Annotated in this window: 22 protein-coding genes and 2 tRNA genes; 16 read left to right on the top strand and 8 right to left on the bottom strand. The window is 70.1% G+C overall.

Annotated elements, in window-relative coordinates; genetic code table 11:
* Window positions 1–18: 18 nt before the first annotated feature.
* The gene (locus ACZ7L5_RS23280) at window positions 19–843 is read left to right on the top strand and encodes a GNAT family N-acetyltransferase (protein ID WP_471518580.1); all 825 of its coding nucleotides are present in this window, start codon (window positions 19–21) and stop codon (window positions 841–843) included.
* A 29-nt stretch (window positions 844–872) separates the two neighbouring features.
* On the opposite strand, the gene ACZ7L5_RS23275 is transcribed toward ACZ7L5_RS23280, so the two are convergent.
* Window positions 873–1,397 (bottom strand): DsbA family protein, encoded by a 525-nt coding sequence (locus tag ACZ7L5_RS23275; protein WP_471518579.1) that lies wholly within the window; start codon window positions 1,395–1,397, stop codon window positions 873–875.
* 228 nt (window positions 1,398–1,625) lie between these two features.
* Between ACZ7L5_RS23275 and ACZ7L5_RS23270 the strand changes: the two genes are divergently transcribed.
* A complete protein-coding gene (locus ACZ7L5_RS23270; protein ID WP_467483690.1) occupies window positions 1,626–2,069 on the top strand; it encodes a hypothetical protein in 444 nt (147 codons plus the stop codon).
* Window positions 2,070–2,223: 154 nt separating this feature from the next.
* On the top strand, window positions 2,224–2,376 hold the full coding sequence (locus tag ACZ7L5_RS23265) for a hypothetical protein (protein WP_004002639.1): 153 nt from the start codon (window positions 2,224–2,226) through the stop codon (window positions 2,374–2,376).
* A gap of 66 nt (window positions 2,377–2,442) precedes the next feature.
* Here ACZ7L5_RS23265 and ACZ7L5_RS23260 read toward each other — a convergent pair whose 3' ends face one another.
* Together ACZ7L5_RS23260 and ACZ7L5_RS23255 are read right to left on the bottom strand one after the other, a co-directional pair.
* Window positions 2,443–3,003 carry a CGNR zinc finger domain-containing protein gene (locus tag ACZ7L5_RS23260; protein ID WP_328882851.1) on the bottom strand — a complete coding sequence of 187 codons (561 nt, stop codon included), beginning with the start codon at window positions 3,001–3,003 and terminating at the stop codon, window positions 2,443–2,445.
* 323 nt (window positions 3,004–3,326) lie between these two features.
* The gene (locus tag ACZ7L5_RS23255) at window positions 3,327–3,740 is read right to left on the bottom strand and encodes an SsgA family sporulation/cell division regulator (RefSeq protein WP_004002642.1); all 414 of its coding nucleotides are present in this window, start codon (window positions 3,738–3,740) and stop codon (window positions 3,327–3,329) included.
* Between the two features lie 191 nt (window positions 3,741–3,931).
* Here ACZ7L5_RS23255 and ACZ7L5_RS23250 point away from each other — a divergent pair, with 191 nt between their 5' ends.
* The 7 genes from ACZ7L5_RS23250 to ACZ7L5_RS23220 all read left to right on the top strand — a co-directional run bounded on the left by ACZ7L5_RS23250 (window position 3,932) and on the right by ACZ7L5_RS23220 (window position 11,579).
* Window positions 3,932–4,390: a TIGR02611 family protein gene (locus ACZ7L5_RS23250; protein WP_471518578.1), complete on the top strand. Its 459-nt coding sequence runs from the start codon at window positions 3,932–3,934 to the stop codon at window positions 4,388–4,390.
* An 88-nt stretch (window positions 4,391–4,478) separates the two neighbouring features.
* Window positions 4,479–4,550: transfer RNA gene (locus ACZ7L5_RS23245), tRNA-Val, on the top strand.
* 395 nt (window positions 4,551–4,945) lie between these two features.
* Window positions 4,946–6,235: an ABC transporter substrate-binding protein gene (locus tag ACZ7L5_RS23240; RefSeq protein WP_471518577.1), complete on the top strand. Its 1,290-nt coding sequence runs from the start codon at window positions 4,946–4,948 to the stop codon at window positions 6,233–6,235.
* A complete protein-coding gene (locus tag ACZ7L5_RS23235) occupies window positions 6,235–7,233 on the top strand; it encodes a carbohydrate ABC transporter permease (RefSeq protein WP_471518576.1) in 999 nt (332 codons plus the stop codon). Before ACZ7L5_RS23240 ends, ACZ7L5_RS23235 begins: the two co-directional genes overlap by 1 nt.
* Window positions 7,233–8,141 carry a carbohydrate ABC transporter permease gene (locus tag ACZ7L5_RS23230; RefSeq protein ID WP_363041065.1) on the top strand — a complete coding sequence of 303 codons (909 nt, stop codon included), beginning with the start codon at window positions 7,233–7,235 and terminating at the stop codon, window positions 8,139–8,141. The genes ACZ7L5_RS23235 and ACZ7L5_RS23230 overlap by 1 nt, the downstream gene beginning before the upstream one ends.
* A gap of 13 nt (window positions 8,142–8,154) precedes the next feature.
* Window positions 8,155–8,754 carry a hypothetical protein gene (locus ACZ7L5_RS23225; protein ID WP_471518575.1) on the top strand — a complete coding sequence of 200 codons (600 nt, stop codon included), beginning with the start codon at window positions 8,155–8,157 and terminating at the stop codon, window positions 8,752–8,754.
* Window positions 8,755–8,843: 89 nt separating this feature from the next.
* The gene (locus ACZ7L5_RS23220) at window positions 8,844–11,579 is read left to right on the top strand and encodes an exo-rhamnogalacturonan lyase family protein (protein WP_471518574.1); all 2,736 of its coding nucleotides are present in this window, start codon (window positions 8,844–8,846) and stop codon (window positions 11,577–11,579) included.
* A 66-nt stretch (window positions 11,580–11,645) separates the two neighbouring features.
* On the opposite strand, the gene ACZ7L5_RS23215 is transcribed toward ACZ7L5_RS23220, so the two are convergent.
* Entirely contained in the window at window positions 11,646–14,129 is a 2,484-nt protein-coding gene (locus tag ACZ7L5_RS23215) for an SCO7613 C-terminal domain-containing membrane protein (RefSeq protein ID WP_471518573.1), read from the bottom strand.
* A gap of 100 nt (window positions 14,130–14,229) precedes the next feature.
* On the opposite strand from ACZ7L5_RS23215, the gene ACZ7L5_RS23210 reads away from it, so the two are divergent.
* Both ACZ7L5_RS23210 and ACZ7L5_RS23205 read left to right on the top strand, forming a co-directional pair.
* Entirely contained in the window at window positions 14,230–14,718 is a 489-nt protein-coding gene (locus tag ACZ7L5_RS23210; protein WP_471518572.1) for an SRPBCC family protein, read from the top strand.
* A 39-nt stretch (window positions 14,719–14,757) separates the two neighbouring features.
* Window positions 14,758–14,829: transfer RNA gene (locus ACZ7L5_RS23205), tRNA-Val, on the top strand.
* A 53-nt stretch (window positions 14,830–14,882) separates the two neighbouring features.
* Here ACZ7L5_RS23205 and ACZ7L5_RS23200 read toward each other — a convergent pair.
* Window positions 14,883–15,608: an exonuclease domain-containing protein gene (locus tag ACZ7L5_RS23200; RefSeq protein WP_471518571.1), complete on the bottom strand. Its 726-nt coding sequence runs from the start codon at window positions 15,606–15,608 to the stop codon at window positions 14,883–14,885.
* Between the two features lie 168 nt (window positions 15,609–15,776).
* Here ACZ7L5_RS23200 and ACZ7L5_RS23195 point away from each other — a divergent pair, with 168 nt between their 5' ends.
* The 3 genes from ACZ7L5_RS23195 to thrS all read left to right on the top strand — a co-directional run bounded on the left by ACZ7L5_RS23195 (window position 15,777) and on the right by thrS (window position 19,667).
* Window positions 15,777–16,343 carry a DUF4365 domain-containing protein gene (locus ACZ7L5_RS23195; RefSeq protein ID WP_328882861.1) on the top strand — a complete coding sequence of 189 codons (567 nt, stop codon included), beginning with the start codon at window positions 15,777–15,779 and terminating at the stop codon, window positions 16,341–16,343.
* Window positions 16,340–17,569, top strand: coding sequence for a hypothetical protein (locus ACZ7L5_RS23190; protein WP_365066720.1), 1,230 nt, complete (start codon window positions 16,340–16,342; stop codon window positions 17,567–17,569). Before ACZ7L5_RS23195 ends, ACZ7L5_RS23190 begins: the two co-directional genes overlap by 4 nt.
* A gap of 121 nt (window positions 17,570–17,690) precedes the next feature.
* Complete coding sequence (gene thrS, locus ACZ7L5_RS23185; RefSeq protein ID WP_471518570.1) at window positions 17,691–19,667, top strand: threonine--tRNA ligase; 1,977 nt, start codon at window positions 17,691–17,693, stop codon at window positions 19,665–19,667.
* A 34-nt stretch (window positions 19,668–19,701) separates the two neighbouring features.
* On the opposite strand, the gene ACZ7L5_RS23180 is transcribed toward thrS, so the two are convergent.
* A complete protein-coding gene (locus tag ACZ7L5_RS23180) occupies window positions 19,702–20,361 on the bottom strand; it encodes a potassium channel family protein (protein ID WP_471518569.1) in 660 nt (219 codons plus the stop codon).
* 78 nt (window positions 20,362–20,439) lie between these two features.
* Between ACZ7L5_RS23180 and ACZ7L5_RS23175 the strand changes: the two genes are divergently transcribed.
* Window positions 20,440–20,988, top strand: coding sequence for an HIT family protein (locus ACZ7L5_RS23175; protein WP_328882865.1), 549 nt, complete (start codon window positions 20,440–20,442; stop codon window positions 20,986–20,988).
* A gap of 135 nt (window positions 20,989–21,123) precedes the next feature.
* Here ACZ7L5_RS23175 and ACZ7L5_RS23170 read toward each other — a convergent pair whose 3' ends face one another.
* Window positions 21,124–22,785 carry a hypothetical protein gene (locus ACZ7L5_RS23170; RefSeq protein WP_471518568.1) on the bottom strand — a complete coding sequence of 554 codons (1,662 nt, stop codon included), beginning with the start codon at window positions 22,783–22,785 and terminating at the stop codon, window positions 21,124–21,126.
* A 183-nt stretch (window positions 22,786–22,968) separates the two neighbouring features.
* A complete protein-coding gene (locus ACZ7L5_RS23165) occupies window positions 22,969–25,167 on the bottom strand; it encodes an elongation factor G-like protein EF-G2 (protein WP_328882867.1) in 2,199 nt (732 codons plus the stop codon).
* Between the last annotated feature and the right edge of the window lie 127 nt (window positions 25,168–25,294).

The raw sequence follows: 25,294 nt of genomic DNA, 5'->3' as shown, positions 1-25,294 counted from the left end.
GTGGGTAGAACACCCCTGATGACCACGACCCTGCGGCCGACCGAGCCGCTTCAGCACAACGAGGACGGGACCCGTTCGCGCCGCTTCCAGGTGTGTGTGAACGGCCGCCCCGTGGGCGTACTCCACCTCGGCACTCATCCCGTCTTCGGTGACACGGTGGCCCGGATATCCGAGCTGCGGATCGAGGATGCGGACCGGCGCCGCGGCCGGGGCACGGTGGCCGCCCTCGCCGCGGAGGAGGTGGCGCGCGGCTGGGGCTGTCGGCGCATCGAGGCGACCGTCCCCGGTGACGCCGGACCGGGCCTGCGCCTCGCCACGGCGCTCGGCTACGTCGTACGCAATCGCGGCATGGAGAAGGCGCTCGGCGACACTCCGCCCGAGCTGCCCCGGGGCAGCCGGGCACGGCCCATGACGGACGCCGAGTACGGGCCTTGGCTGGACGAGAGCCAGGAGGGGTACGCCCGCAGCTGGGCCGAGCGTGGGGTCCCGGAGGCCGAGGCACGGGCCAAGTCCACGCGGGACCACGCGGCACTGCTGCCGGACGGTCTGCGCACGCCGGATGTGTTCCTGAGCGTCCTGGAGCACGAGGGAACTCCGGTGGGCACGCTGTGGGTGGCGGAGCGCGAAGGCCGCGCGTTCGTCTTCGACGTGGAGACCTACCCGGCCCACCGGGGCAAGGGACACGGACGCACGCTGATGCTGGCGGCCGAGACCCGGGCGATCGCCGCGGGGCATCGGGTCATCGGCCTCAATGTCTTCGCGGACAACGTCCCGGCCGAGCGGCTCTACGAGTCACTCGGCTACGAGACGACGCAGTACGCCCTGTACAAGACGCTGCTGTAGCCGTCGGCCGGCCGAGGGCCACGGCACAGTCAGGCACTCGGCTCGGCCAGCAGCCGGTCCGCGATCTCCTCGATGCGCTCGCGCAGCCCCTCCTGGCTCTTGCCGCCGTCGAGGCGCTCGCCATCGATCACATACGTGGGCGTGCCGGTCACGCCGATCGCCTTGCCCTCGGCCTGGTCGGCGTCGACGATCAGGATGTGCCGGCCGTCGACCAGCGCGGTGTCGAACTCCTCGGTGTCCAGGCCGAGTTCCCCGGCCACCTCGACCAGGAAGGGTTCACCCTTACGGTCCAGCTCCTCGACCCGGCCCAGCACGGCCTCCACGTACGGCCACCCCTGCCCCTGCTCGATCGCCTCCTCGGCGGCCTGCGCACCGGCGAATGCGTGCTTGTGCTTCTCCAGCGGGAAGTGCCGCAACCGCAGCTCCAGCCGGTCGCCGTAGCGGGCGCGCAGGGCACGGAGATCGTCCAGAGCGCTGCGGCAGTCGGGGCACTGCAGCTCGCACCAGACGTCGAGGACGGGGGCGGCGGGGCGGTCGGGGGAGGAGTCGCTCATGGCTCCAGTCTCCCAGCACCGGCTCGGGCCACCCAACCCGACCGGGTTCCCCGCCGGACGAGGCCCGGACGCCGGCGCCTTGTCGTACTGCCGCGACCGGGACCTGCGGAGGAGACGACCCGGATATGTCCCTGATGTGGGGCCCAGGCATGGCCGGGCGGGGTTGCCACGGTGCAGGATGGAAGGGACGAAGTGCCCTGACCGACTCAGCCTGCCCTGGAGGACCGGATGATTGCCGAGACCGTCTGTTCCGCCGCCGCCGCGGCCGGCCTGGGCATCGCGGCGGTCACGGCGTACCGCAAGCGTTTCCTCGCGGCCACGCGCATCGCCGCGTACTCGCTGGTGCCCCTGGGGCTGGTGATGACCGGTGTCGTCGACTGGCTGGCGGACACCGCGTTCAGCCCGACCGCGTGGGCGGGCTTCGGAGTGCTCGGCGTCGCGTGGCTGCTGTTCGCGAGCAGCCGTGCGGTGGAGCGCCGCCGTGGCGGCACGCGTAAGGAGCGCAAGGAAGCCAAGGCCGGCGCACAGAATGAGGCGGTGGCCCCGGCGGCTTCGGCGCCCTCGCTGGGTGCGGGCTCCCGTCAGTCGACCCGGCCCGCGGCCGCGCCCAGGGCCGAGGCCTCGGACGACTTCAGCGACATCGAGGCGATCCTCAAGAAGCACGGCATTTGACGCCCGCACGCAGGACTGAAACGACACAGTGGGTCGCCGTCCGGCCGTAAGTGATCATCACTCGAAGCGGACATCGCGGAATTCGACGAACTCCCGCTCATTCCGGGCGTGTTGATCGCGCGACGAGGGACAACTACGTCATCATCGCCGCGAGATGCTGGACACGACACAAAGCGAGGCCGCGCCACCTCAGGACGAGCCCCGCGGGTGCCTCTTCGCCCTTTCCCAGCCACCGCTGATGATCTTCCTTGCGGTGATCGGGTGTCTGCTGCTCATGGCTGCGCTGCACGATCTGCTGCTGCTCTGAGCCGTACCCGCGGCCCCCGGCGCCACCCGCCGGGGCCCGCGAAGACACCGACATCTCGGGGACCGCTCAGCCCGCCGCTTCCTTGCGGCGAGCGCGGTAGGCGGCCACATGCAGACGGTTTCCGCAGGTGCGGCTGTCGCAGTACCGTCGCGAACGGTTGCGGGAGAGGTCCACGAAGGCGTGCCGGCAGTCCGGCGCCTCGCAACGCCGCAGCCGCTCCTGCTCCCCGGCCACCACGAAGAACGCCAGCGCCATGCCGCAGTCGGCCGCCAGGTGGTCGGCGATGGAGGCGCCGGGGGCGAAGTAGTGCACATGCCAGTCGTAGCCGTCGTGGTCCGTGAGGCGGGGGGTGGTTCCGGCGGCGGCGATCAGATCGTTGATCAGCCCGGCAGCGGTCCGCGCGTCGGGCTCCGCGAAGATCTCGGCGAACCGCCCGCGTACCTTGCGCACCGCGGACAGATCGAACTCCGAGAGGACACCGACATCGCTGATTTCGTGCTTTTCTACGAAATCGGCGAGCGCCGCGAGGTCCGGCAGTGCGTCCGGCGTCTCGTCGCCTTCCGGTGCGGTGTTCACCAGATCCACCACGGCATCGAGCGCACACCGGGTGTCATGGGTGATCAGCACGTTTCGCTCCCTGGCCTGAGGTCGGGCGGGGCGCCCGCCGATGCTGGCCGATGGTAGTGGCTCGCAGCGCCCACGGACCGGCCACGACCGTACGTGGCTTCGAATACAACGCCACAGCGGCGCAGACGGTTCCCATCGGCGCCGCCGGCCTGGACGGGAACCGTCGGCGTGTACTCACGGTCACCGACATACCCGCCCACCCCGAGCGCGCCAGCGCCGCCCCCGCGGAGCGGAGGCGGCGCTGATGTGTGCCGTATGCGGTTGTCTTGGCCCGAGCCGTCTCCCCGAGTCGACGGCGCCGGGCGGCTTGCGGGGGCCTCGGCCTAGCTTTCCGCCAGGATGTGTGAGAGCTCCTGATCGAGATCGAAATGCCGATGCTCCGTACCGGGGGGCACCGCGGCATCCGTTCGCTTCAGGAAGGACTCCAGAGCCCGTGCCGGGGCCTCGAGCAGAGCCTCGCCCTCCGGAGAGCTCAGGGCGATGCAAACGACGCCCTGACCGTGACTGCGCGACGGCCAGACGCGGACGTCGCCGGTTCCGGTGGGCCGGTGGAGGCCCTCCGCGAGGAGGTCGCGGGCGAACACCCACTCGACGGTCTCCTCGGCTCCGGTGTGGAAGGTGGCGTGCACGGCGTAGGGGTCGGCCGTGTCGTACCGCAGGCCTGCGGGGACAGGCAGGGATGACTCGCTCGACACAACGAGGCGCAGGTGCAGCTCGCAGCTGACCGTGGTGTTCATAAGCGCCAGGGCCTTTCGCTCAGTGTGCGCTCGGGGATTCGCACGTCGGCGAAATCGACATGCCACCTACGGTGCCGTTGTAAACCCCTCTGAGTGTTTTGCGTGTGTTTACGTAACTCTTCCGGCCGAGAACCCGTTCGCGAGGTACGACCATTCCGGTGACTGGTTTCCGTCCGGTAGGGTTTGGCCGTATGAATACGGGGAGTGACGAGCCGGGCGAGGTTGCCGTGGCTGACTACGAGACCGAAGTGGACGGTGTGAAGGGCGACAGCGAGCAGGGGCTCGGCTCAAGAGCGCCGGAGTTCGTCAAGGCGCGTAGAGCGCTGCATCTCAGCTGGCAGGTGGGCGTCTTCGTCATCGGCCTGGCGATAGTCGTGACAGGCATCATCCTGCTGCCTCTCCCGGGTCCCGGCTGGGTGGTCATCTTCGGGGGCATGGCGGTCTGGGCGACCGAGTTCGTATGGGCCCAGCTCGTGCTGCGCTGGACCAAGCGCAAGGTCACCGAGGCGGCCCAGCGGGCCCTCGACCCGAAGGTGCGCCGTCGCAACATCATCCTGACGTCGATCGGCTTGGTGATCGTGGGTGTGATCCTCGGGATCTACCTGTGGAAGTTCGGCATAGTGATGCCCTGGAAGATCAAGGACCAGTGATCCGCGACGGGGGTGCGGACGTCGGCCGGTGCGGGTTCCCGCTGGTCACTCGCACCCCCTGACATGGGGTAATGTTCTTCCTGCGTCCGGGCGATTAGCTCAGTGGGAGAGCGCTTCGTTCACACCGAAGAGGTCACTGGTTCGAACCCAGTATCGCCCACCCGGATCCGGCGGCCCGCCTGCGACTGTGCAGGCGGGCCGCCGTCGTTTCCGGCCGGCATGCGCGGTGCGCGGCTCGGCAGGAGCGTGCCCTGCGCAGGTGGCATCCCGTCAGCTCACCCGTGATGAACGGACCTTCGACCGACCGGGACGGACGTACGCCGCACCCGCCGTTCGACGCCCCGACCTCACACCTCTGACCTGCGCCGACGCGAGAAACCCGGGCACGCGGCCCGGCCGACTCGCCGCCATGTGCCGTCGCGTCGCCCCGCCGGCCGACAAGAAATTCCTGTCCGAATCATTGACGCACCCCGAGGCCCTCCGTAACTTGTGCCAGCAAGCGCTTACTTGAAACGATTCATGCAGGCGGCAGCGACGCTGCGGGGAGGCTCGACCGTGAGAACCAGCAGGAATGTTGAGAGGCGTACGATCCTGAAGGCCGCCGGCGCCACGGCGGCCACACTCGGGCTGGCCGCGACGACCGGCTGCGGTGGGGACGGAGGGGCCTCCGCCGATGGGACGGTGACGATCCGTTACGCGTGGTGGGGTGCCGAGGACCGCGCCGAGCGCATCAACAAGACCATTGAGCTGTTCCACAAGAAGTACCCGAAGATCAAGGTCAAGACGGACTTTCAGCCGTACACCGACTTCTGGAAGAAGTTCAACACCCAGGCCTCCGGGGGGAATCCGCCGGACGTGTTCCAGAATGCCATCGGCTTCCTGCGCAAATACGACGCGAAGAATGTGCTGCTCGATCTCAATGAGCAGGTCGAGGCCGGCAATCTGTCGATGGACGGCTTCCGCGCGGGACTGGAGAAGTTCGGCGAGATCGACGGAAAGCTCCTCGGAGTTCCCGTCGGGTCCAACTCGATGGCCCTGGTCATCGACAAACCCGTCTACACCAAGGCGGGCGTGAAGCCGGAACAGGGCTGGACCTGGGACGACTTCGACGCGGCGATGAAGAGGATCCGCGACAGGGCGGGACGCGCCGGCGACAGCGGCATGTACGGGGTCATGTACCTCTACGACCTCTACCTCCGGCAGAACGGCAAGGCGTTCTTCACCGAGGACGGACTCGGCTTCACCGAGGCGGACCTGACGGACTGGTGGACCAAGGCCGAGAAGGGCGTGCGGGAGGGCGTCTACGCCGACGCCAAGAAGGTCGCCCAGATCAAGCCCAAGTCGGCCGTCTCCGCCGAGCTCGCCGGCGGCGAGTTCACCTGGGACAACTTCACGGTCCGCTACACGTCCGAGGGCAAGAGCGAATACGGCCTCGCCCCCATCCCGACCACGGACGGCAAGAAGACCGGCCAGTACCTGGGCTCCTTGATGCTCAGCGCTTCCAGGCGCACCGAGCACCCCAAGGAGGTCGCCCAGTTCATCGACTTCATGGTGCACGACCCCGAGGTCGCCAAGATCATGGGCTACGACCGGGGTGTGCCCGCGACCCAGGCCCAGTTCGACGCGTTCCAGCCGACGGACGAGGTCAACAAGGGGATCGCCGCCTACGAGACCTCCCTCGTCGAGGCGGGCGTCCTGGAGCCCATCACCCCGCACCCGAACGGAGCGGACATCTGCGAGGCCGCGTTCCTGCGCATCGCCGAGGAGCTCGCGCTGGGCAAGCGGTCGGTGGGCGAGGCCGTCAAGCAGTTCTTCTCCGAGTCGAAGACGGCTCTCGCCGGCTGATGGGAACCGCCGTGACACACGCCCCTGCGGTGGCGGGCCCGGCCGAGGGCTCCGAGCCGCGGCACGGCCCGGTGCGGCCCGAGCGTCCCGCCGCCCTCAAGCGGCGGCTCCGCCGGGAGAACCTGGCCGGCTATCTCTTCATGTCCCCCTGGATCGCCGGGTTCCTGCTGCTCACGGCAGGCCCGATGATCGCCTCGCTCTACTTCGCCTTCACCGACTACAACCTCTTCGACGCGCCCAAGTGGATCGGCCTCGACAACTTCTCCGAGATGTTCGGCGACCCACGCTGGCGCCACTCGGTGCAGGTGACGCTCTGGTACGTCGTCGTCGGCACGCCGCTCAAGCTGCTCGCGGCCCTTGGCGTGGCGCTCCTCCTGGCCCAGAAGCGGCGCGGGCAGGCCTTCTACCGGGCCGCCTTCTACGCTCCGTCGCTGATCGGCGCGAGCGTCTCCGTCGCCATCGTCTGGAAGGCGATCTTCTCGGACGACGCGATCGTCGACCGTACGCAGAAGATCTTCGGGATCGACGTCGGCGGCTGGACGGGCGATCCGGACCTGATCATCTACAGTCTGGTGGCGCTCACCGTCTGGCAGTTCGGCGCCCCCATGGTCATCTTCCTCGCCGGCCTCAAGCAGGTCCCGCGCGAGCTGTACGAGGCGGCCGAGGTCGACGGGGCGGGCAAGCTGCGGCGGTTCTGGAACATCACCCTGCCGATGATCTCCCCGGTCCTCTTCTTCAACGTCCTGCTGGAGACCATCCACTCCTTCCAGATCTTCAGCTCGGCCTACATCGTCGGCGGCGGCGCCGGAGGCAACGCCTGCGGTCCGGCCGACGGCTCGATGGTCTACACCTGCTATCTGTACGTCCAGGGCTTCGAGAACAGCCGGATGGGCCTGGCCTCCGCCATGGCCTGGATGCTGCTCGTCGCGGTGGCCCTGGTGACGGCGGTGCTGTTCTGGTCCCAGAATCGCTGGGTGCACTACGAGGAGGGCGCCTGATGAGCGCACCGGCAACCGACATCAAGCCGGCGCACATCAAGCCGGCGCCCTCCGCGCGGGCCGGGGCGCTGCGCCGCCGACTGCCCGGTTCCGTCGCCTGGCACATCGGATCCCTGCTGGTCCTCGCGGTGATCCTCTACCCGGTGATCTGGGTCGTCGGCGGCTCGTTCAAGAACAGCGAGGACATCATCGGCAGCCTGGACCTCTTCCCGGGCGACCCGAGCGTCTCCAACTACACCAGCCTCGCCGACGGCATCGCCGACATCTCGATCTCCACCTTCTTCCTCAACTCGCTCTTCCTCGCGGTCGGGTCGGTGATCGGGATCGTGGTGTCCTGCTCGCTGACGGCGTACGCCTTCGCGAGGATCCGGTTCGCGGGCCGGAATCTGCTGTTCACGCTGATGATCGGCACTCTCCTGCTGCCGTACCACGTGCTGCTGATCCCGCAGTACGTGCTGTTCCGCAACATGGAGATGATCAACACCTACACCCCGCTGCTGCTCGGGAAGTACCTCGCCACGGAGGCGTTCTTCGTCTTCCTGATGGTGCAGTTCATGCGGAACCTGCCCAAGGAACTCGACGAGGCGGCCCGCCTCGACGGCTGCGGCCACTTCCGGATCTACTGGTCGATCATGCTGCCGCTGTGCCGGCCGGCCCTGATCACCAGCGCGATCTTCACCTTCATCAACGCCTGGAACGACTTCATGGGCCCGCTGATCTACCTCAACGAGCCCGACAAGTACACCGTCTCCCTCGGCCTGAAGATGTTCGTCGACCAGGAGGGCATCGCGAACTACGGCGGCATGATCGCCATGTCGCTCGTCGCCCTGCTGCCGGTGCTGGCCTTCTTCCTGGCCTTCCAGCGGTATCTGATCGACGGTATGGCGACCTCCGGACTGAAGGGCTGAGGGGGCGGTCACGATGGCCCGAGCGCGGGTGAAGGCTCGTACGTCAGGCGGCGAGTCCGTCTCCGCCGAGAAGTTCGGTGTGTTCGCCGAGTGTCTGCTGACCGGTGTGTGGATCGTGGTGGCCTCCCTCGGCGTGGTCACCTATCCGGCCGCCTTCGCCGCCGGGGCCCGGCATCTGCGTCGCCGCATCGCCCACGAGGGCGGTGGCCTGCGGGAGTTCGTCGCCGACTTCCGGGTGGCCGTGCGGCGCGGGTGGCTCGTCGGGCTCGCCGGGTGGGCCATGGCGGGCGCGGTCCGGGTGGACGTCCAGGCCGCGCGGGCCGGGATTCCCGGCGGGCCGCTCGTCGGGGCCATCGGGGTGTTCGCGCTGATCGGTGCCGTCGTGGCCCTGCTGCGGGCCGCGGCGGTCTGGGCACCGGACGCCGGCTGGCGGGCGCTGCTCACGGACGCCGGGCGCCGTGCCGTGCTCGACCCCGCCGGGTCCTTCCTGATCATCGGCGGGCTGGCCGTCGTGGCCGCCTCCGCCTGGTTCGCCGCACCGCTGGCGGTCCCTGTCCTGGGGGCCGTCGTGGCGGCGGCCGTCGCCGTGGAGGAGCGGTACCGGCACCGCTGATCCGACGGTGCCTCGCACAAGGCCGGCGTTCCTGGGCGCCGCCTCTCTCTGTCATGCCCCTGACCACCTGTCCATGGAAAGGAAAGGCCATGTCCCCCATCCCCCGCAGGTCCCTCCTCAAGGCGGCCGCCGTCGCCGGAGCCGCCGCGCAGTTCAGCTGGGCGCTTGGAGCCAAGGGCGCGCAGGCCGCGCCGAGAGGCGCCGAAGCCGACGACGACCCGGTGACCCTGGACTGGCTGGAGGACGGCGGCCTCGGTGCCGCGCCCGGCTCCACCGTCGGCGTCCCCTGGCCGAGGGGCGCCTACCGGCAGGACCAGGATTTCGCGGTCAGGGACGCGGACGGCACGGAGGTGCCGGTCCAGTCCTGGCCGACCGCCTACTGGCCTGACGGCTCGCTCAAGTGGACGGCACACGCGGTCAGTTCGGGCAACGGCAAGCTGTCTCTGAGCGCCGGTGAGGCCGCCGTACCGGAGCAGAAGGTCACCGTCGACAAGAGCGGTGGCGCGATCACCGTCTCCACCGGCGTCATCACCGCGAAGATCGGCAAGTCGGGCGCCACGCTCATCAAGTCGGTCACCCGCGGCTCCACCGAGATCGCCAGGAACGGCCGCCTCGTGCTGATCCGCCAGCCCGAGATCGAGGACGAGGACCAGGGCGCTGTGAGGACCGAGCGCTTCGAGGGCGCCATCTCCGAGGTCACCGTCGAGCAGGAGGGCCCCGTCCGCGCCGTCGTCCGCATCGATGGCAAGCACCGCAAGGGCGGCCGGAGCTGGCTCCCATTCTCCATCCGCCTCTACTTCTACGCGGGCGCCGACTCCTTCCGCATGGTCCACACCATCACGTACGACGGCACGCAGGAGCCGGGCAAGGCGAGCGGCGACTTCATCCGCGGCCTCGGCGTGCGCTTCACCGTCCCGATGCGGGACGAGTCGTACGACCGCCACGTCCGCATCGGCGGCGAGGGCACCGGCATGCTTCGCGAAGCCGTCAAGGGCATCACGGGGCTGCGGCGCGATCCGGGAGCGGCCGTACAGGCGGCGCAGTTCGCGGGGGAGAAGCTGCCCGACCCGTCCACCTGGGACCAGCGCGTGACCACCCGGCTGCAGTACATCCCGGAGTGGGGCGACTACACCCTCTCCCAGCTCTCCGCCGACGGCTTCACCCTGCGCAAGCGCACGAAGAGGGGCTACGGCTGGATCGGCGCCGGCGGCGGCAGGCGTGCCTCCGGCTTCGGATACGTCGGGGGCGTCAGCGGCGGACTCTCCTTCGGGCTGCGGGACTTCTGGGAGAAATTCCCCGCCCAGCTCGACATCCGCGACGCCCACGCCGACGCGGCCGAGGTCACCATGTGGCTCTGGTCGCCCGAGGCACAGCCCATGGACCTGCGCTTCTACCACGACGGCATGGGCCAGGACACCTACCCCGAGCAGCTCGAAGGCCTCAACATCACCTACGAGGACTACGAGCCCGAGTTCGGCACCCCCTACGGCATCGCCCGCACCTCCGAACTCCTCTTCTGGGCCAACGAGTCGACGCCCTCACCCGAGACTCTGGCCCAACAGGTCGAGGCCGTACGGGTGCTGCCGCAGCTCGCAGCCCCGCCCGCTCAGCTCATCAAGGCGGGAGTCTTCGGGCCGGGCCTGTACTCCGAGCCGGACCGCTCCACGCAGGCCAAGGCGAAGATCGAGGACCACCTCGACTTCCTCTTCACCTACTACAAGGACCAGGTGGAGATGCGCCGTTGGTACGGCTTCTGGGACTACGGCGACATCATGCACACCTACGACACCGTCAGACACCAGTGGCGGTACGACATCGGCGGCTACGCCTGGGACAACTCCGAGCTCTCGCCCGATTTGTGGCTGTGGTTCGCGTACCTGAGGAGCGGACGCGCGGACATCTTCCGGTTCGCCGAGGCCATGACCCGGCACACCGGTGAGGTCGACGTCTACCACCTCGGCGAATGGGCCGGCCTCGGCACCCGGCACGGCGTGCAGCACTACGCCGACAGCGCCAAGCAGCAGCGCATCGCCAACACGACGTATCGCCGCTACTACTACTTCCTCACCGCCGACGAGCGCGTCGGCGACCTCATGCACGCCAACGTCGACTCCGACGAGACCTTCCTCGTCCTCGACCCGATCCGCAAGATCCGCACCGAGCCGTACACCCCCGACCGGCACGCCCTGTCGATCGGCTTCGGCACCGACTGGAGCGGACTGGTGTCGGCCTGGCTGACGGAGTGGGAGCGCAAGGGCCCCACGTGGGAGAAGGCCAAGGCGCGAGTCCTGTCCACCATGGAGACGATCGCCGCCCAGCCCAACGGCTTCGTGCAGGGCAGCGGCCTCTACGACCTCGACACCGGCAGGTTCGCCGTCGCCGACAAGCCCGTCGTCGGCGTCTCCCACCTCTCCGCGGTCTTCGGCCTGAACGAACTGTGCGCCGAGCTGATCGACCTGGTCGACATGCCGAAGTTCAACGAGGCGTACTACGACTACTGCCGCTACTTCAACGCGACGAAGACCGAGCAGGCGGCACGCTACGGCTCCAACTTCGGCTCCCTGCTGCTCTTCCAGGGGCACTCGCGCCTGGACGCGTACGCCGCCGTCCGGACCGGCGACGAGAAGCTCGCCACGCGTGCGTGGGAGAAGTTCTACAACTCCGACGGCTACAAGGAGTCGGCACCGTGGCGGACGGAGAAGCTGAGCGGCCCCGACGCGCTGGTCCCGGGCAGCGAGGCCGCCTGGGTGTCCACCAACGACACCGCGCTGTACGGGCTCGCCGCCATTGAGAACCTGGCGTTGTTGGGGGACAGGATGCCGTAACAGGTTGTGGGGAACTGCGCGGCCGTTGTGGCTGGTCGCGCGGTTCCCCGCGCCCCTGGGTGGGCTTCAGTGCATGTTGCCCAGGAAGTCCTGCATCTTTCGGGCGTCCCTGAGGCGTTGCTCGTACGTCGCTCCTATGGCCAGGAGCAGGAGGCCGGCCAGGGCGGGCGGTACCCAGCGGGGGAGTGCATCGGTCACCTGGGCGATGTACGGGGCGAGTTCGTGCAGGGCATCCAGGGCCAGCACCGCGCCGCCGAGGAGGAGTGGTGCCTGGAGGTGGTGGCGGGCGCCGAGCAGGGTGACCGCCAGGGCCGCCAGGCCGAGGAGCAGGGGGCGGGTCCACTGCGGGTCGCCCCAGGCCGCGAGGAGGCTCGGCACGAGGGTGGCGGCGAGACCGGGGCCGTACGCCGTCCAGGAGGAGGTCTGCGGATCGCGGCGCCTGCGCAGGGCGCCGACCAGCAGGGCAGGGACGGTGACCGGCAGCGTGTAGGCCTCGGGCGTCCCGACGTCCCAGGCCGCCAGGCGCACCCACGTGGCCAGCACGAACAGCGCGGCGGAGACGTAGCCCACGGACCGGCGTTCCGGGCGGATCGCCGTACCGGCGGTGATCACACCGCACAGCGCCAGCACCAGGGCCAGCATCGGCAGGTCGGCCGGGGCGGCCGCCAGCGCGACGGCGAGCAGCGCGGCGATCGCGCCCGTCACCTCGACCGGGACCGTCGCCCGCGCGTCACCGAGCCGTGCCGCGAGCAGAGCCGCCGCCACCGGGACCACCAGGACCAGCAGGGCGACGTACTGCGCCTGCCAGCCGGCCGCGGCCCCCGCCGCACAGGCCAGCCCGGCGGCGTAAGCGAGCCCGGCCGGGGCCGTGACCGGAGTGAGGTGCGCCTTCCAGGCGGTCACCGCGAAGAGCGCCGTCAGCGCGGCGAGCACGGTGAGGGTCGCGGCCTCCGTGGTCAGCGAGAGGAAGGCGAGCGGGAGTGAGGTGAGGAGGGCGAGGACCGTGGCGGTCGCGCGAGGGGTGGGGACGCCGATGGGAGTGGCCGTATCGGCTGCGGGCTCTGCCGCGGCGGTTGTGGCGGGTTCCTCCGGCGAGGTCGCCGACGGCTCCTGCGCCGTCTCCGGCTGGTCGGACGGTCGTATCCACGCGGCCGCCGCGAGGGCGCCGGCCGTGGTGATCGCCAGGGCCACCAGGCCCACGGCGTAGGGGACTTCGAGCACGGCGGGCAGGACCAGCGCCGTTGCCCATGCCAGGACCAGCACGCCGGTCACGGCCCGGGTCCGCCACGCGGTGTCGCGTGCCGCGAGGAGCAGTACGGCGGCGACCATGGCCAGGACGACCGGCACCGTCTCCGTGTACGGGGGCCAAGGAGCGTCGACCGCCGTCGCATGCCGCACATCGCCGGGCGCCCCGGACCACACCTGATCCACCCAGGCCACCGGACCCACGAGCGCGATCGCCACCAGCGGCAGCGTCCACAGCAGGGCGAGTCCCTGCACGGCGGCGGAGGCCCGGGTGAGCCCGTCGCGCAGCGCCTGCGGCAGCCGGTCCGCCCGGATCGCCGCGAGCAGGGCGATGCCGCATGCCAGATACACCGGAACCGTCCAAGCCTCCGGCAGCACGGGGCGGGCGGTGCCGCCGAGCGCGGCGACCGTGAGGAGACCGGCGGCGACGGAGAGGCCGAGCGCCTGCTTCGCGGCGGCCTGCTGCCACGCCGCCGCGACCGCGATGCCCGCGGCCAAGAGGAGGAGCGCCGCCGCACGGGCGGCGGCGCTCGGGCCGGTGGCCGTCCAGGACAGCCAGCCGGCGGCCCACACGCCCCAGGTGCCCATGCCGTACGCACCGATCACCGCGGTGATCCGCACGGACCCGGCAGGCACCCGGAGCGCCACACCCGCGTCGAACCCGGCCGTCACCAGCACGGCGGCCGTGATACCGAACAGGCTCGCGTCGGCCGCCACCGCCCACAGCGTGAGCGGGAGTTGGGCGACGATCAGAGCGGCGGGCAGGGGCAGACGCAGCTCGGAGGTGCGCGGCAGCAGGCCGTACGCCGTCCACAGGGCCGCCAGCACGGCCGAGGCGGCCGCGAGGTAGCCGGTGGCGTCCACGTCGGCCAACCCGACCTCGTGCAGCGCGTAGGCGTCGAGCACCGTCAGCACGAGCCCCAGGCCCGCCACCGACTCGGCCGTCGACCGCAGCCCGCGCTTCAGCAGCGGCAGCGGCGCGGCGAGCACCGCCACCGTGACCGCGCCGAGCACCAGGCCCCGCCCGGCGATCCCCATGTGCCCCCAGCTGACCAGCGTGAACGCCATCGCGGCGACCGTCAGCAGGACACCGCCCAGCACCAGCAGGACGTTCTGCACCCGGGGCGCCGAGGCCTCGGGGCGGGGCGGGGCAAGAGGCGCCGGAGCGGACCGGGAGGCCGCCGCTTGCAGCGCGGTGACCAGCCAGGCTCGGCGGTGCAGCAACTGGGCCCGACGGGCGTCCAGTTGGCGCAGCTCGAGGTCGAGGAGCCGCAACTCCTCGGCCGGGGGCGGAAAGTGCGTCATGGCAGGAGTGTGGTCCGCGTCACGCCGCAGGGCATGAGTGCTCATACTCAGTACGTACTCAGATGCGGCGGAAACCCCTTGGCGGGGGCAGACTCGGCCCATGGACTGGAGCCACTACCGCTTCCGCAGCCTGTGGGCCCTGCCCGCACCGCCCGACACCGTCTACGACCTGCTGGAACAGGCCGAGGACTATCCCCGCTGGTGGCCCCAGGTGCGCGAGGTGAACCGGATCGACGACACCAGCGGCGTGATCACGATCCGCTCCGTCCTCCCGTACGACATGACCTTCACCGCGCGCGAGGTGCGGCGGGAGCGCGGGGCGGGCGTGCTCGAGATCGCCATGTCCGGCGATCTCGACGGCTGGGTGCGCTGGACGGTCACCGCGGCTCCGGACGGCAGCGGGACCATGGCGCGCTACGAGCAGGTCGTCGATGTCAACAAGCCCCTGCTGAGGCGGCTCGCCGTACCCGGGCGGCCCGTCTTCCGCGCCAACCACTGGCTGATGATGCGCTCCGGTCAGCGGGGCCTTGCGGCCCACTTGGCCCGTGCGCGGCAAGGCGGCCATGAAGACGGCCATCAAGCGGTTTGAAGGAACCGTGAGGGGACCTGTATTGTTCAGTCCGTTCCCGGGCGATTAGCTCAGTGGGAGAGCGCTTCGTTCACACCGAAGAGGTCACTGGTTCGAACCCAGTATCGCCCACCGGGAAAGGCCGGTCCGCCACAGCGGACCGGCTTTTTTGTGCGCCTCACCTCCTATGCCGCCGCCGGCAGATCCGGGCGCAGCGGCCACGCCGGGTCCACCGCCTCGTCGCTGCCGCTGCGGGCGAACCACGCCTGCAGCCCGCGTGCCTGTGCCGCGTGCCACACCGCCTGAAGCGTGTGCAGTTCGGCGGGGGACAGGCGCTCCATGCGGGCGGCGAAACGGCGTCCCACCGCCCGTACGACCTCCAGTGAGGCCAGCGCGTCGGCCGCCGCGTCGTGCGCGCCGTCCAGCGTGACGCCGTAGTGCGCACACAGGTCGGTCAGGGTGCGGCGACCCTTGCGGTAACGGTCCAGATGCTTGTCCAGGACGCGCGGATCGAGCACCAGCAAGGGCGTCGTCTCGAACCAGTGGTCCAGCGAGGAGGCGCGATGACGGCGCAACTCGCGGTCCAGCAGCGTCAGATCGAAAGGCGCGTTCATCACCACGATCGGCCGGGCCGTCGCGGCCTGACCGGCCAACTCCTCGGCTATCTCCTGCATCACCGGCGCCGGCCAGCGGCCGTTGCGCTGGAGATACTCCTCCGTCAGTCCGTGTACCGCCGTTGCCGCTTCCGGCACCGGGACACCCGGGTTCACCAGCCACTGGGTCACCCGTGGCCGGGTACCCGGGGCGTCCTGGACGACGACGGCCGCCGAAACGATCCGGTCGGTCTCGACGTCCACGCCTGTCGTCTCCGTGTCGAATGCCACCAGCGGGCCCTCATACCAGCACGCCATACCTACACAACCCCTCGTTCACCCACGGCAGCTGACGTACCGTCTTCTGCCCGTTTGGTGATACCCGGGCTGTTTGCGGCGTACGCCGGGAGGACACAACAGGAGTGCGGGTCTTTGCAGTTCAGCGGCCCGGTACGGGGATTCACCTTGCGTGGAAGGCTGTTGGTCATGGCGATAGCGCAGCCCGAGCGGGGCGGGCTGCTGCCCGAACTCACGGGCCCCCATCGCGGTTCACTCGCCACCACCGCCTGCATGGAGACACTGCAGGTGGGGTATCTGCACGCGGTCGCGGCGGCGGCCGGGTGCTCCCTGTCGCAGCCATTCCCCGACAACGGCATCGACTGGCACGTCAGCCACAGCGCGCCCGGCCACACGGTCGACGACGAAGTCACCATAAAGGTGCAGCTCAAGGCCACCTACCAGATCGCGCCGAACCCGCGCGGCCGGTTCTTCTCCTTCACGCTCGACAACGACCACCTGGCGAAGCTCGCCCGCACCCCGGTCTCGGTGCACAAGATCCTCGTCGTGATGCTCGTTCCGCGCACCCAGGACGACTGGCTGCGTGCCAGTCATGACCGGCTCGACCTGCGGCACTGCTGCTACTGGGTCAACCTCGCCGGCCACGCGATCACCGGCCGGCGCCGCACCACCGTGCGGATACCGACCTCACGCATCTTCGACGACCGGGCGCTCTGCGAGATCATGACGCGGGTCGGTACGGGAGGCAGACCATGACACACCGCCCCCTGGAGGAGCCGGTACGGCCAGTCAGGCCGCACCCGGTCCACGCGTCCTGGGACCGTCCCCCCGAGCCCGGCGAGGTGGACCCCGCGGTGCTCAGCGCCCTGCTGCACCGGCACGGCTGGCAGCGGCGCGGGGGAGCGGCGGGACGCTACGGCCGCTGGACCCCGCCGGGACCGGGCGGCAACGGCACGAGCCTGCTCGTCCCCGAGTCCCGCGCCTTCCCCGACAGCGACGACCTGCTCGGCGAGGCGCTCGTCGCGCTCTCCCGCAGCGGCATGCCCTCCGCGCGCGAGGTGCTGGTCGGACTGGCCGTGCCCAGCGACGAGGTCCGCTGGTGGCGGGACGCGCCGAGCGGGCCCGCCGGGGCCGCGCCCTGGACCGTCGAGGAGGAACTGCGCACCGCCGCCCGCCAGATGCTCCTCGCCGCGGCGCTCGCCACACGCGCGCGTGCCGGCTACTACGGCGCCCGGCACCGCCGCTCGGCCGCCGCGATGCTGGAGAGCGTCTTCGTCGGCTCCGCGGCCGGCGGCGGCCACCTCGCCGCCTTCGTGCCCGTCGGCGCGGGCCGCCCGCTCGCCGTACGTCTCCACCAGGCCCTGTACGCCGCCCGTGAGGCCATCGACTACCAGCGCGCAACCGGCGGCATGGACGCCTTCGACGGTGCCGTCGAGGCCGGCGTCAGCCGCGAGCTCACCGAGGCTCTGATCGCCCTCGTCCGCGGTACGGAGGGGGCGCGCATCGCCGTCGAGTGGGCGCCCGCCGCCGGGGTGCCCGAGGACTGCGCGAGCGGGGTCGAGCCGGTCGAGTTCTCGCCGGGCGACCTGCCCGTGCTGCGCGAGGCCGGGGCCCGCTACCTGCGCGAGGAACCCTCCGTGCCGGTCAGGATCACCGGCGCGGTCGTACGGATGCGCCGCTCGGGAACGCGCGGCGAGGGCACCGTACGGCTGCGCGTCATCGCCGGCGCAGAGATCCCGTACGTCCGGCTGACCCTGGACGAGGAGTCGTACCGCATCGCCGGCCACGCCCACCTCGTCGGGCTGCCGGTGCGGGTGCACGGGCGCCTGGAGAGCCGAGGCGGCTTCCGCAAGGTCACCGGGGCCTGCGGCGTCGTACCGGTACAGGTGGACGAGGCCGAACGGGACCGGCTGATGAAGTCGCTCCAGGAGGATCTGGACTTCTTCGAGGAGGCCTGCGGCGGGGAGGACGCCGGGGACTGAGGGATGCCCGCCCGGGACTGAAGGTGACCGTTTCGCGGTCGGCCCTCCGAGGTCGGTACGATCGCGTAATGCGCGCGCTCCTGGTATGGCGCCGCATTCCACCTTCAGTCAGGAGAGACCGGTGTCAGACGTCCGTGTGATCATCCAACGCGATTCCGAGCGGGAAGAACGCGTGGTGACGACGGGCACTACGGCCGCCGACCTCTTCGCCGGCGAGCGCTCGATCATCGCCGCGCGCGTGGGCGGCGAGCTCAGGGATCTGTCGTACGTGCTCTCCGACGGCGAGGAGGTCGAGGGCGTCGAGATCTCCTCCGAGGACGGCCTGAACATCCTGCGCCACTCCACCGCGCACGTGATGGCGCAGGCCGTGCAGGAGCTCTTCCCCGAGGCCAAGCTGGGCATCGGCCCGCCCGTCAAGGACGGCTTCTACTACGACTTCGACGTCGAGAAGCCGTTCACGCCCGAGGATCTCAAGGCCATCGAGAAGAAGATGCAGGAGATCCAGAAGCGCGGGCAGAAGTTCGCCCGCCGTGTGGTGAGCGACGACGACGCCCGTGCGGAACTCGCCGCCGAGCCCTACAAGCTGGAGCTGATCGGCCTCAAGGGCTCCGCCTCGTCCGACGACGGCGCGGACGTCGAGGTCGGCGCCGGTGAGCTGACGATCTACGACAACCTGGACGCCAAGACCGGCGACCTGTGCTGGAAGGACCTCTGCCGCGGTCCGCACCTGCCGTCGACCCGCGCGATCCCGGCGTTCAAGCTGATGCGCAACGCGGCCGCCTACTGGCGCGGCAGCGAGAAGAACCCGATGCTCCAGCGCATCTACGGCACCGCCTGGCCGACCAAGGACGAGCTCAAGGGCTACCTCGACTTCCTCGCCGAGGCCGAGAAGCGCGACCACCGCAAGCTGGGCAACGAACTCGACCTGTTCTCGATCCCCGAGCAGATCGGCTCCGGCCTCGCCGTCTTCCACCCCAAGGGCGGCATCGTCCGCCGCGTGATGGAGGACTACTCGCGCCGCCGCCACGAGGAGGAGGGCTACGAGTTCGTCTACACCCCGCACGCGACGAAGGGGAAGCTCTTCGAGACGTCGGGCCACCTGGACTGGTACGCCGAGGGCATGTACCCGCCCATGCAGCTCGACGAGGGCGTGGACTACTACCTCAAGCCCATGAACTGCCCGATGCACAACCTGATCTTCGACGCCCGCGGGCGGTCCTACCGTGAACTGCCGCTGCGCCTCTTCGAGTTCGGGACCGTGTACCGGTACGAGAAGTCGGGCGTCGTGCACGGCCTCACCCGCGCGCGTGGCTTCACGCAGGACGACGCGCACATCTACTGCACCCGCGAGCAGATGTCGGAGGAGCTCGACAAGACGCTCACCTTCGTCCTCGGCCTGCTCCGCGACTACGGCCTGACCGACTTCTACCTGGAGCTGTCCACCAAGGACCCGGAGAAGTTCGTCGGCTCGGACGAGGTCTGGGAGGAGGCGACCGAGACGCTGCGCCAGGTCGCCGAGAAGCAGGGTCTGCCCCTGGTCCCGGACCCGGGCGGCGCCGCCTTCTACGGGCCGAAGATCTCCGTCCAGACCAAGGACGCGATCGGCCGCACCTGGCAGATGTCGACCATCCAGCTCGACTTCAACCTGCCGGAGCGCTTCGACCTGGAGTACACCGGCCCGGACGGCGCCAAGCAGCGCCCGGTCATGATCCACCGCGCGCTGTTCGGCTCGATCGAGCGGTTCTTCGCGGTGCTCCTGGAGCACTACGCGGGCGCCTTCCCGGCGTGGCTGGCCCCGGTCCAGGCCCTCGGCATCCCGATCGGCGACGGGCACGTCGACTACCTGGAGAAGTTCGCCGCGGCGGCCAAGAAGAAGGGCCTGCGGGTCGAGGTGGACTCCTCCTCGGACCGCATGCAGAAGAAGATCCGCAACGCCCAGAAGCAGAAGGTGCCCTTCATGGTCATCGCGGGCGACGAGGACATGGCCAACAACGCCGTCTCCTTCCGCTACCGCGACGGCTCGCAGGAGAACGGCATCCCGTTCGACGAGGCCATCGCGAAGATCGCGAAGGTGGTCGAGGAGCGGACGCAGATCTGATCCGGCCGTGATCGAGGGCCCCCGGGAGCGAGCATCAGCTTCCCGGGGGCCTCTTGTCGCTCTCGCTGGAGAAGATCTGCAGCAGCCAGGACGAGAACGATCCCGTCACCGCGCCGAGCAGGGCCAGCCCGCCGGCCATCATCACCGTCGCGATCGCCCGGCCGCCCCTGGTCACCGGCGTGATGTCGCCGTAGCCGACCGTGCTGAGGGTCGCTGCGGCCCACCACACGGCGTCCCCGAACGACAGCATCGTGGCCCCGGGCGCGCCACGTTCCTGCTGGTAGACCGCGAGCGCGCCGGTGAAGCCGAGCAGCAGGGTCGACAGGCTCGCGTAGGCGATCACGCGTGCGTGCAGGGACAGCCTCGGCTCCCCCTGCCGGTGCTGGATGGCGTCGTACAGCGGGACGATCCGCAGCGGTCGCAGCAGCGGCAGGATCACCACGACCGTGTGCAGGAAGTGCGTTCTGGCGAAGCGCCAGAAGCTCTGTCCGCTGAGGCGCCAGCGCCCCAGGTAGTCCGCGGCGAACAGCAGCCAGAGCGCGAGCATGGTGAACTCGCACAGGCGCTGCCAGACGGACGGCATGCCGTCGGCGAGGACGCGGGCGGCATAGGCGCCCATGAAGAGCAGCGATGCCAGAAACAGGGGGATCTCGGTGCGCTGCTCCCAGCGGGCGTAGGGGCTGTCGTCGTCCACCGGCCCAGCTTGGCCGGTGACCGTCATCCCGCCGCCCCGGCGACACGCCGCGAACGGGCGAAGCAATATGCTGCACGCATGACGAGTGAGCCGGAGCAGCAGTGGGGAGTGGGGATCCAGGACGCGTTCCAGCGCCTGTGGACGCCCCATCGGATGGCCTACATCCAGGGTGAGAACAAGCCGACCGGTCCCGGCGCGGACGACGGCTGCCCCTTCTGCTCGATCCCGGCCAAGTCCGACGAGGACGGGCTGGTCGTCAAGCGCGGCGAGCAGGTGTACGCGGTCCTCAACCTGTACCCGTACAACGGCGGCCACCTGATGGTCGTGCCCTACCGTCACGTCGCCGACTACACCGACCTCACCGAGCCGGAGACCGTCGAGCTGGCCGCCCTCACCAAGCAGGCGATGACGGCCCTGCGCAGCGCCTCCGGGGCCCACGGCTTCAACATCGGCATGAACCAGGGCACGGTCGCCGGCGCCGGCATCGCGGCCCACCTGCACCAGCACATCGTCCCGCGCTGGGGCGGCGACACGAACTTCATGCCGGTGGTGGGCCACACACGGGTACTGCCACAGTTGCTGGCCGACACCCGGAAGATGCTGGCAGAGGCCTGGCCGGCGGTTTGACGCTTGGGCCGACGGTGCCATGAACCAGCCCGTCCGGCGCTTGAGGACGAGGCCGTGCAGGCCGAAGGGGGTCTGGGAGGCGCAGCCCCCGGGGCCGGTCACCCAGACCCACCTTGCGGCTCAACCGCCGGAGGCCTACGCGTCGTAGACGTCGGCCTTCCTCGGCATCGGATCCTGCACCGCCGTGCTCAGGAACGCCGAGCGCGAACCGAACTTGTCGGTGTCCACGCCGTTCTCGTCCAGCACCTTGATCGCCGCGGCATGCACCACCCGCAGCACCGGCGTGGCCGCGCGCAGCGCGTCGTCGGCCATGAACCGGTGCCGCCACGGCTGGTCCGCCCACGCGTGCCGCAGTCCGAACGGCTCGGGCAGCCCCATCGTCCCGCCGAGCCAGTTCAGCAGCGGCGGATACCAGGAGATCGGGGCCCGTACCGCCAGCCGCACCACCTCGTCGGGGTTGACCAGCGGAAGCTTCACCTTGCGGGTCTCCCACGGCTTGAACGACTTGGTGACCTCCTTGGTCGGTGCCTCGGGCTTCTCCTGGAAGAGCCCGTTCACCGGACCGAGGGCATGACCGGTCACCTCGATGCGCAACGTCTCGTGCAGCACCGTCACCGTGATCAGCATGGTGATGATCAACTGGCCGTCCCAGAGCGTCCACTGGACGCCCAGGTAGTGCCGGTCACCGCTGCCGAACTGCTGCTTGTTGCAGATGTCCTGTATCGCGTGGTTCTTGACCTGGTACGCCTCGACGTCCGTGCCCTCCGGCCGGGACACCGCCTTCGCGCCCTCCGCGATCGGCGTGACGACCCAGTGCCGTATCGAAGGCTTGGGGAAACCACCGGTGTTCAGCGGACCGCGCTCCAGCATGCGCAGTTGGTCGTGGATCGAGCGGATGACGTCCCAGCTGCGGAAGGGGTGGATCTCCCGCGTGGAGTCCGCGGCCACCAGGTCCTCGGCGAGCTGCCAGCTGCCCCAGCGTGTGCCCATGCCGAGTATCCCCTTGGGGCCGGCGTAGAACACGGAGTTGGACTGCTGCTCGGCGCTGAGCTTGGCCAGGGACTGGCGCAGCTGCTCGGCCTGCGTCTCGGTGGGGCTGGTCGGCACCGCCTCCGGCACCTTCGCGCCGACGCTGCTGCCGGCCAGCAGGCTGTCCCAGCGCTCCCGCAGATCCCTCGCGGTGCGCTCGCAGACCTGCTTGGCCCAGAACCAGCCGACCACGGGCATCAGGACCGAGGCGCGCGCATACCAGCCCCAGAAGCCGGTGAACGGCATGCGGAGCAGGAAGAGTACGGCGAGCGCGCCCATCGCCACGAGCAGCACGGAGGCGAGGGCGCCGCCGCGCTTTTCGTCCCGCTTGACGATGGTGGTGCGCAGCGTGAAGACCAGCAGCCACACCAAGAGCCCGGGCAGGAACAGCACACCGCAGATCACGGTGATGGCGCTGAGCATCCGGTCGCGCGCCTTGCGGATGTTGTTCGCGGCCAGACAGTGCTCGACGACGACCTGCGGCTCGGTGCCGAAGGACTGGATCAGGGGCTTGCGGCCACTGCCGAGCATGCGGTCGACCACGGCCCGCGAGAAGGCCTCACCGAGGTTGGGACGGAAGATCCTAGCCCAGCCGCGGCCCGCCTTGATGTCGGTCTGGTGCCATTCGTTGTCGGCCTTCTTGATGTCCTCGTACGGATTGTCCCGATAGGCCGCCGAGGCCAGCGCGAACGTCGCCGTCTGGCCCTCACCTGCCGTGCGCGGCACCTGCGGACCGAAGATGTCCGCGTAACCGCTCTCAACGGTCATTCCCGCCCCCGATCGCCGCCCACTGTCGCTTCTGCGGCCTTCCCGACTTCCGTACTTCGCACACCTGTTGATCAATGATCAGCGTATCCTCCGCCACCGACAATCGTCGGCGGACGGCCGAAGCCGCCCGCCGACGCGGAGGCAAGCGATCCGCACAGGCCACTTGGTGGCGCCGGGCGCCAACTACGAGGCGGCGCGCGCCTCTTCCCGAATCCTTTCCGCGATCTGCGCCGGCATCGGTTCGTGCCGCGCGTACGCACGGTTGAAGCGTGCGGTGCCGTGCGACACCGAGCGGAGATCGACGGCGTACCGCCCGATCTCGATCTCCGGCACCTCGGCCCTGATGAGCGTGCGGCTGCCGTTGGTCTGCTCGGTGCCGAGGACCCGGCCGCGCCGCCCGGACAGGTCGCTCATCACGGCGCCGACGTAGTCGTCACCGACCAGGACGGACACCTCGGCCACCGGCTCCAGCAGATGGATCTTCGCGTCGGCAGCCGCCTCGCGCAGCGCCAGCGCACCGGCCGTCTGGAAGGCGGCGTCGGAGGAGTCCACCGAGTGCGCCTTGCCGTCGAGCAGCGTGATCCGGACGTCGACGAGCGGATGGCCGGCCGCAACTCCCTTGGCTGCCTGGGCCCTTACGCCCTTCTCCACCGAGGGGATGAACTGCCGTGGCACGGCGCCGCCGACGACCTTGTCCACGAACTCGATGCCCGAACCGCCCGGCAGGGGCTCCACCTCGATCTCGCAGATCGCGTACTGCCCGTGCCCGCCGGACTGCTTCACATGCCGGCCGCGGCCCGCCGACTTGCCCGCGAACGTCTCCCGCAGCGAGACCATGTGCGGTACGACGTCGACCTGGACGCCGTAGCGGCTGCGCAGCCGTTCCAGGGCGACGTCCGCGTGAGCCTCGCCCAGACACCACAGCACGACCTGGTGGGTGGCCTGGTTCTGTTCCAGTCGCATGGTCGGGTCCTCGGCGACCAGCCGGGACAGGCCCTGCGAGAGTTTGTCCTCGTCGGCCTTGCTGTGTGCCTGGATGGCGAGCGGCAGCAGCGGGTCCGGCATCTGCCAGGGCTCCATCAGGAGCGGGTCGTCCTTGGCCGACAGCGTGTCGCCGGTCTCCGCGCGGCTCAGCTTCGCCACGCACGCGAGGTCACCGGCGATGCAGTGGCTGAGCGTGCGCTGCTGCTTGCCGAAGGGCGCCGACAGGGCGCCGATCCGCTCGTCGACGTCGTGGTCCTCGTGGCCGCGGTCCTCCAGGCCGTGCCCCGAGACGTGCACGGTCTCGTCGGGGCGCAGGGTGCCGGAGAAGACCCGTACCAGCGAGACCCGGCCGACGTACGGGTCGGACGCGGTCTTCACCACCTCCGCGACGAGCGGCCCGTCCGGGTCGCACACCTTCAGTGCGCGCGGTTTGCCGTCGATCGTGGTGACCGCGGGCGCCTCGCGTTCCAGCGGGGTCGGGAACCCGCGCGTGATCAGCTCCAGCACCTCGATCGTGCCGAGCCCCTGCCGGGCGCCGTCGGCCGCGGGCGCCGCGGCCAGGACGGGATGGAAGGCACCGCGCGCGACGGCCCGTTCCAGGTCCTCGATCAGCGTCTTGACGTCGATCTGCTCGCCGCCGAGGTACCGGTCCATCAGGGTCTCGTCCTCCGACTCGGAGATGATCCCCTCGATCAGCCGGTTGCGGGCCTCCTCGATCTGCGGCAGCTGGTCGTCGCCGGGCTCGGACTCCTTGCGTTCCCCGGAGGAGTAGTCGAACAGCTGCTGCGACAGCAGCCCGATCAGTCCGGTCACGGGGGCGTGCCCGTCGGGGGCCTGCGGGCCGCGCAGCGGCAGATACAGCGGGAGCACGGCGTCGGGGTCCTCGCCGCCGAAGGCCTCCGCGCAGATCCGCGTCATCTCCTCGTAGTCGGCCCGCGCGGACTCCAGGTGCGTGACGACGATCGCGCGCGGCATGCCGACGGCCGCGCACTCCTCCCACACCATGCGGGTCGAGCCGTCCACACCGTCCGAGGCCGAGACGACGAAAAGGGCCGCGTCCGCCGCTCGCAGACCGGCCCTGAGTTCCCCGACGAAGTCGGCGTATCCGGGGGTGTCCAGAAGGTTGACCTTGATGCCGTCCCATTCGACCGGCACCAGGGAGAGCTGTACCGAGCGTTGCTGCCGGTGCTCGATCTCGTCGTAGTCCGAGACGGTGCCGCCGTCCTCGACTCGACCCGCCCGGTTCACCGCCCCCGCCGTCAGTGCGAGAGCTTCCACCAAGGTGGTCTTGCCCGATCCGGAGTGGCCGACCAGTACCACATTCCGTACGGACGCGGGGTGGTCGGCCGCTGTAGCCCTGCCGGCGGCTCCGGGGTGTGCGTTCGCCTTGTCGCCCATGATCTTGCCTCCCGTGCACGGTGAGGTCACTGTGGGCGCGGACATACCTTTCCGCGTGCGAGGCGGCTCCGGTGACGCCCGCGGTCCTTCGAGCTTTCCACTCCCGTCACGGTGCGTCCATACGGCG

The organism is Streptomyces sp. NPDC107528 (assembly GCF_055639295.1).
This window is presented reverse-complemented; position numbering and strand designations above follow the sequence as displayed.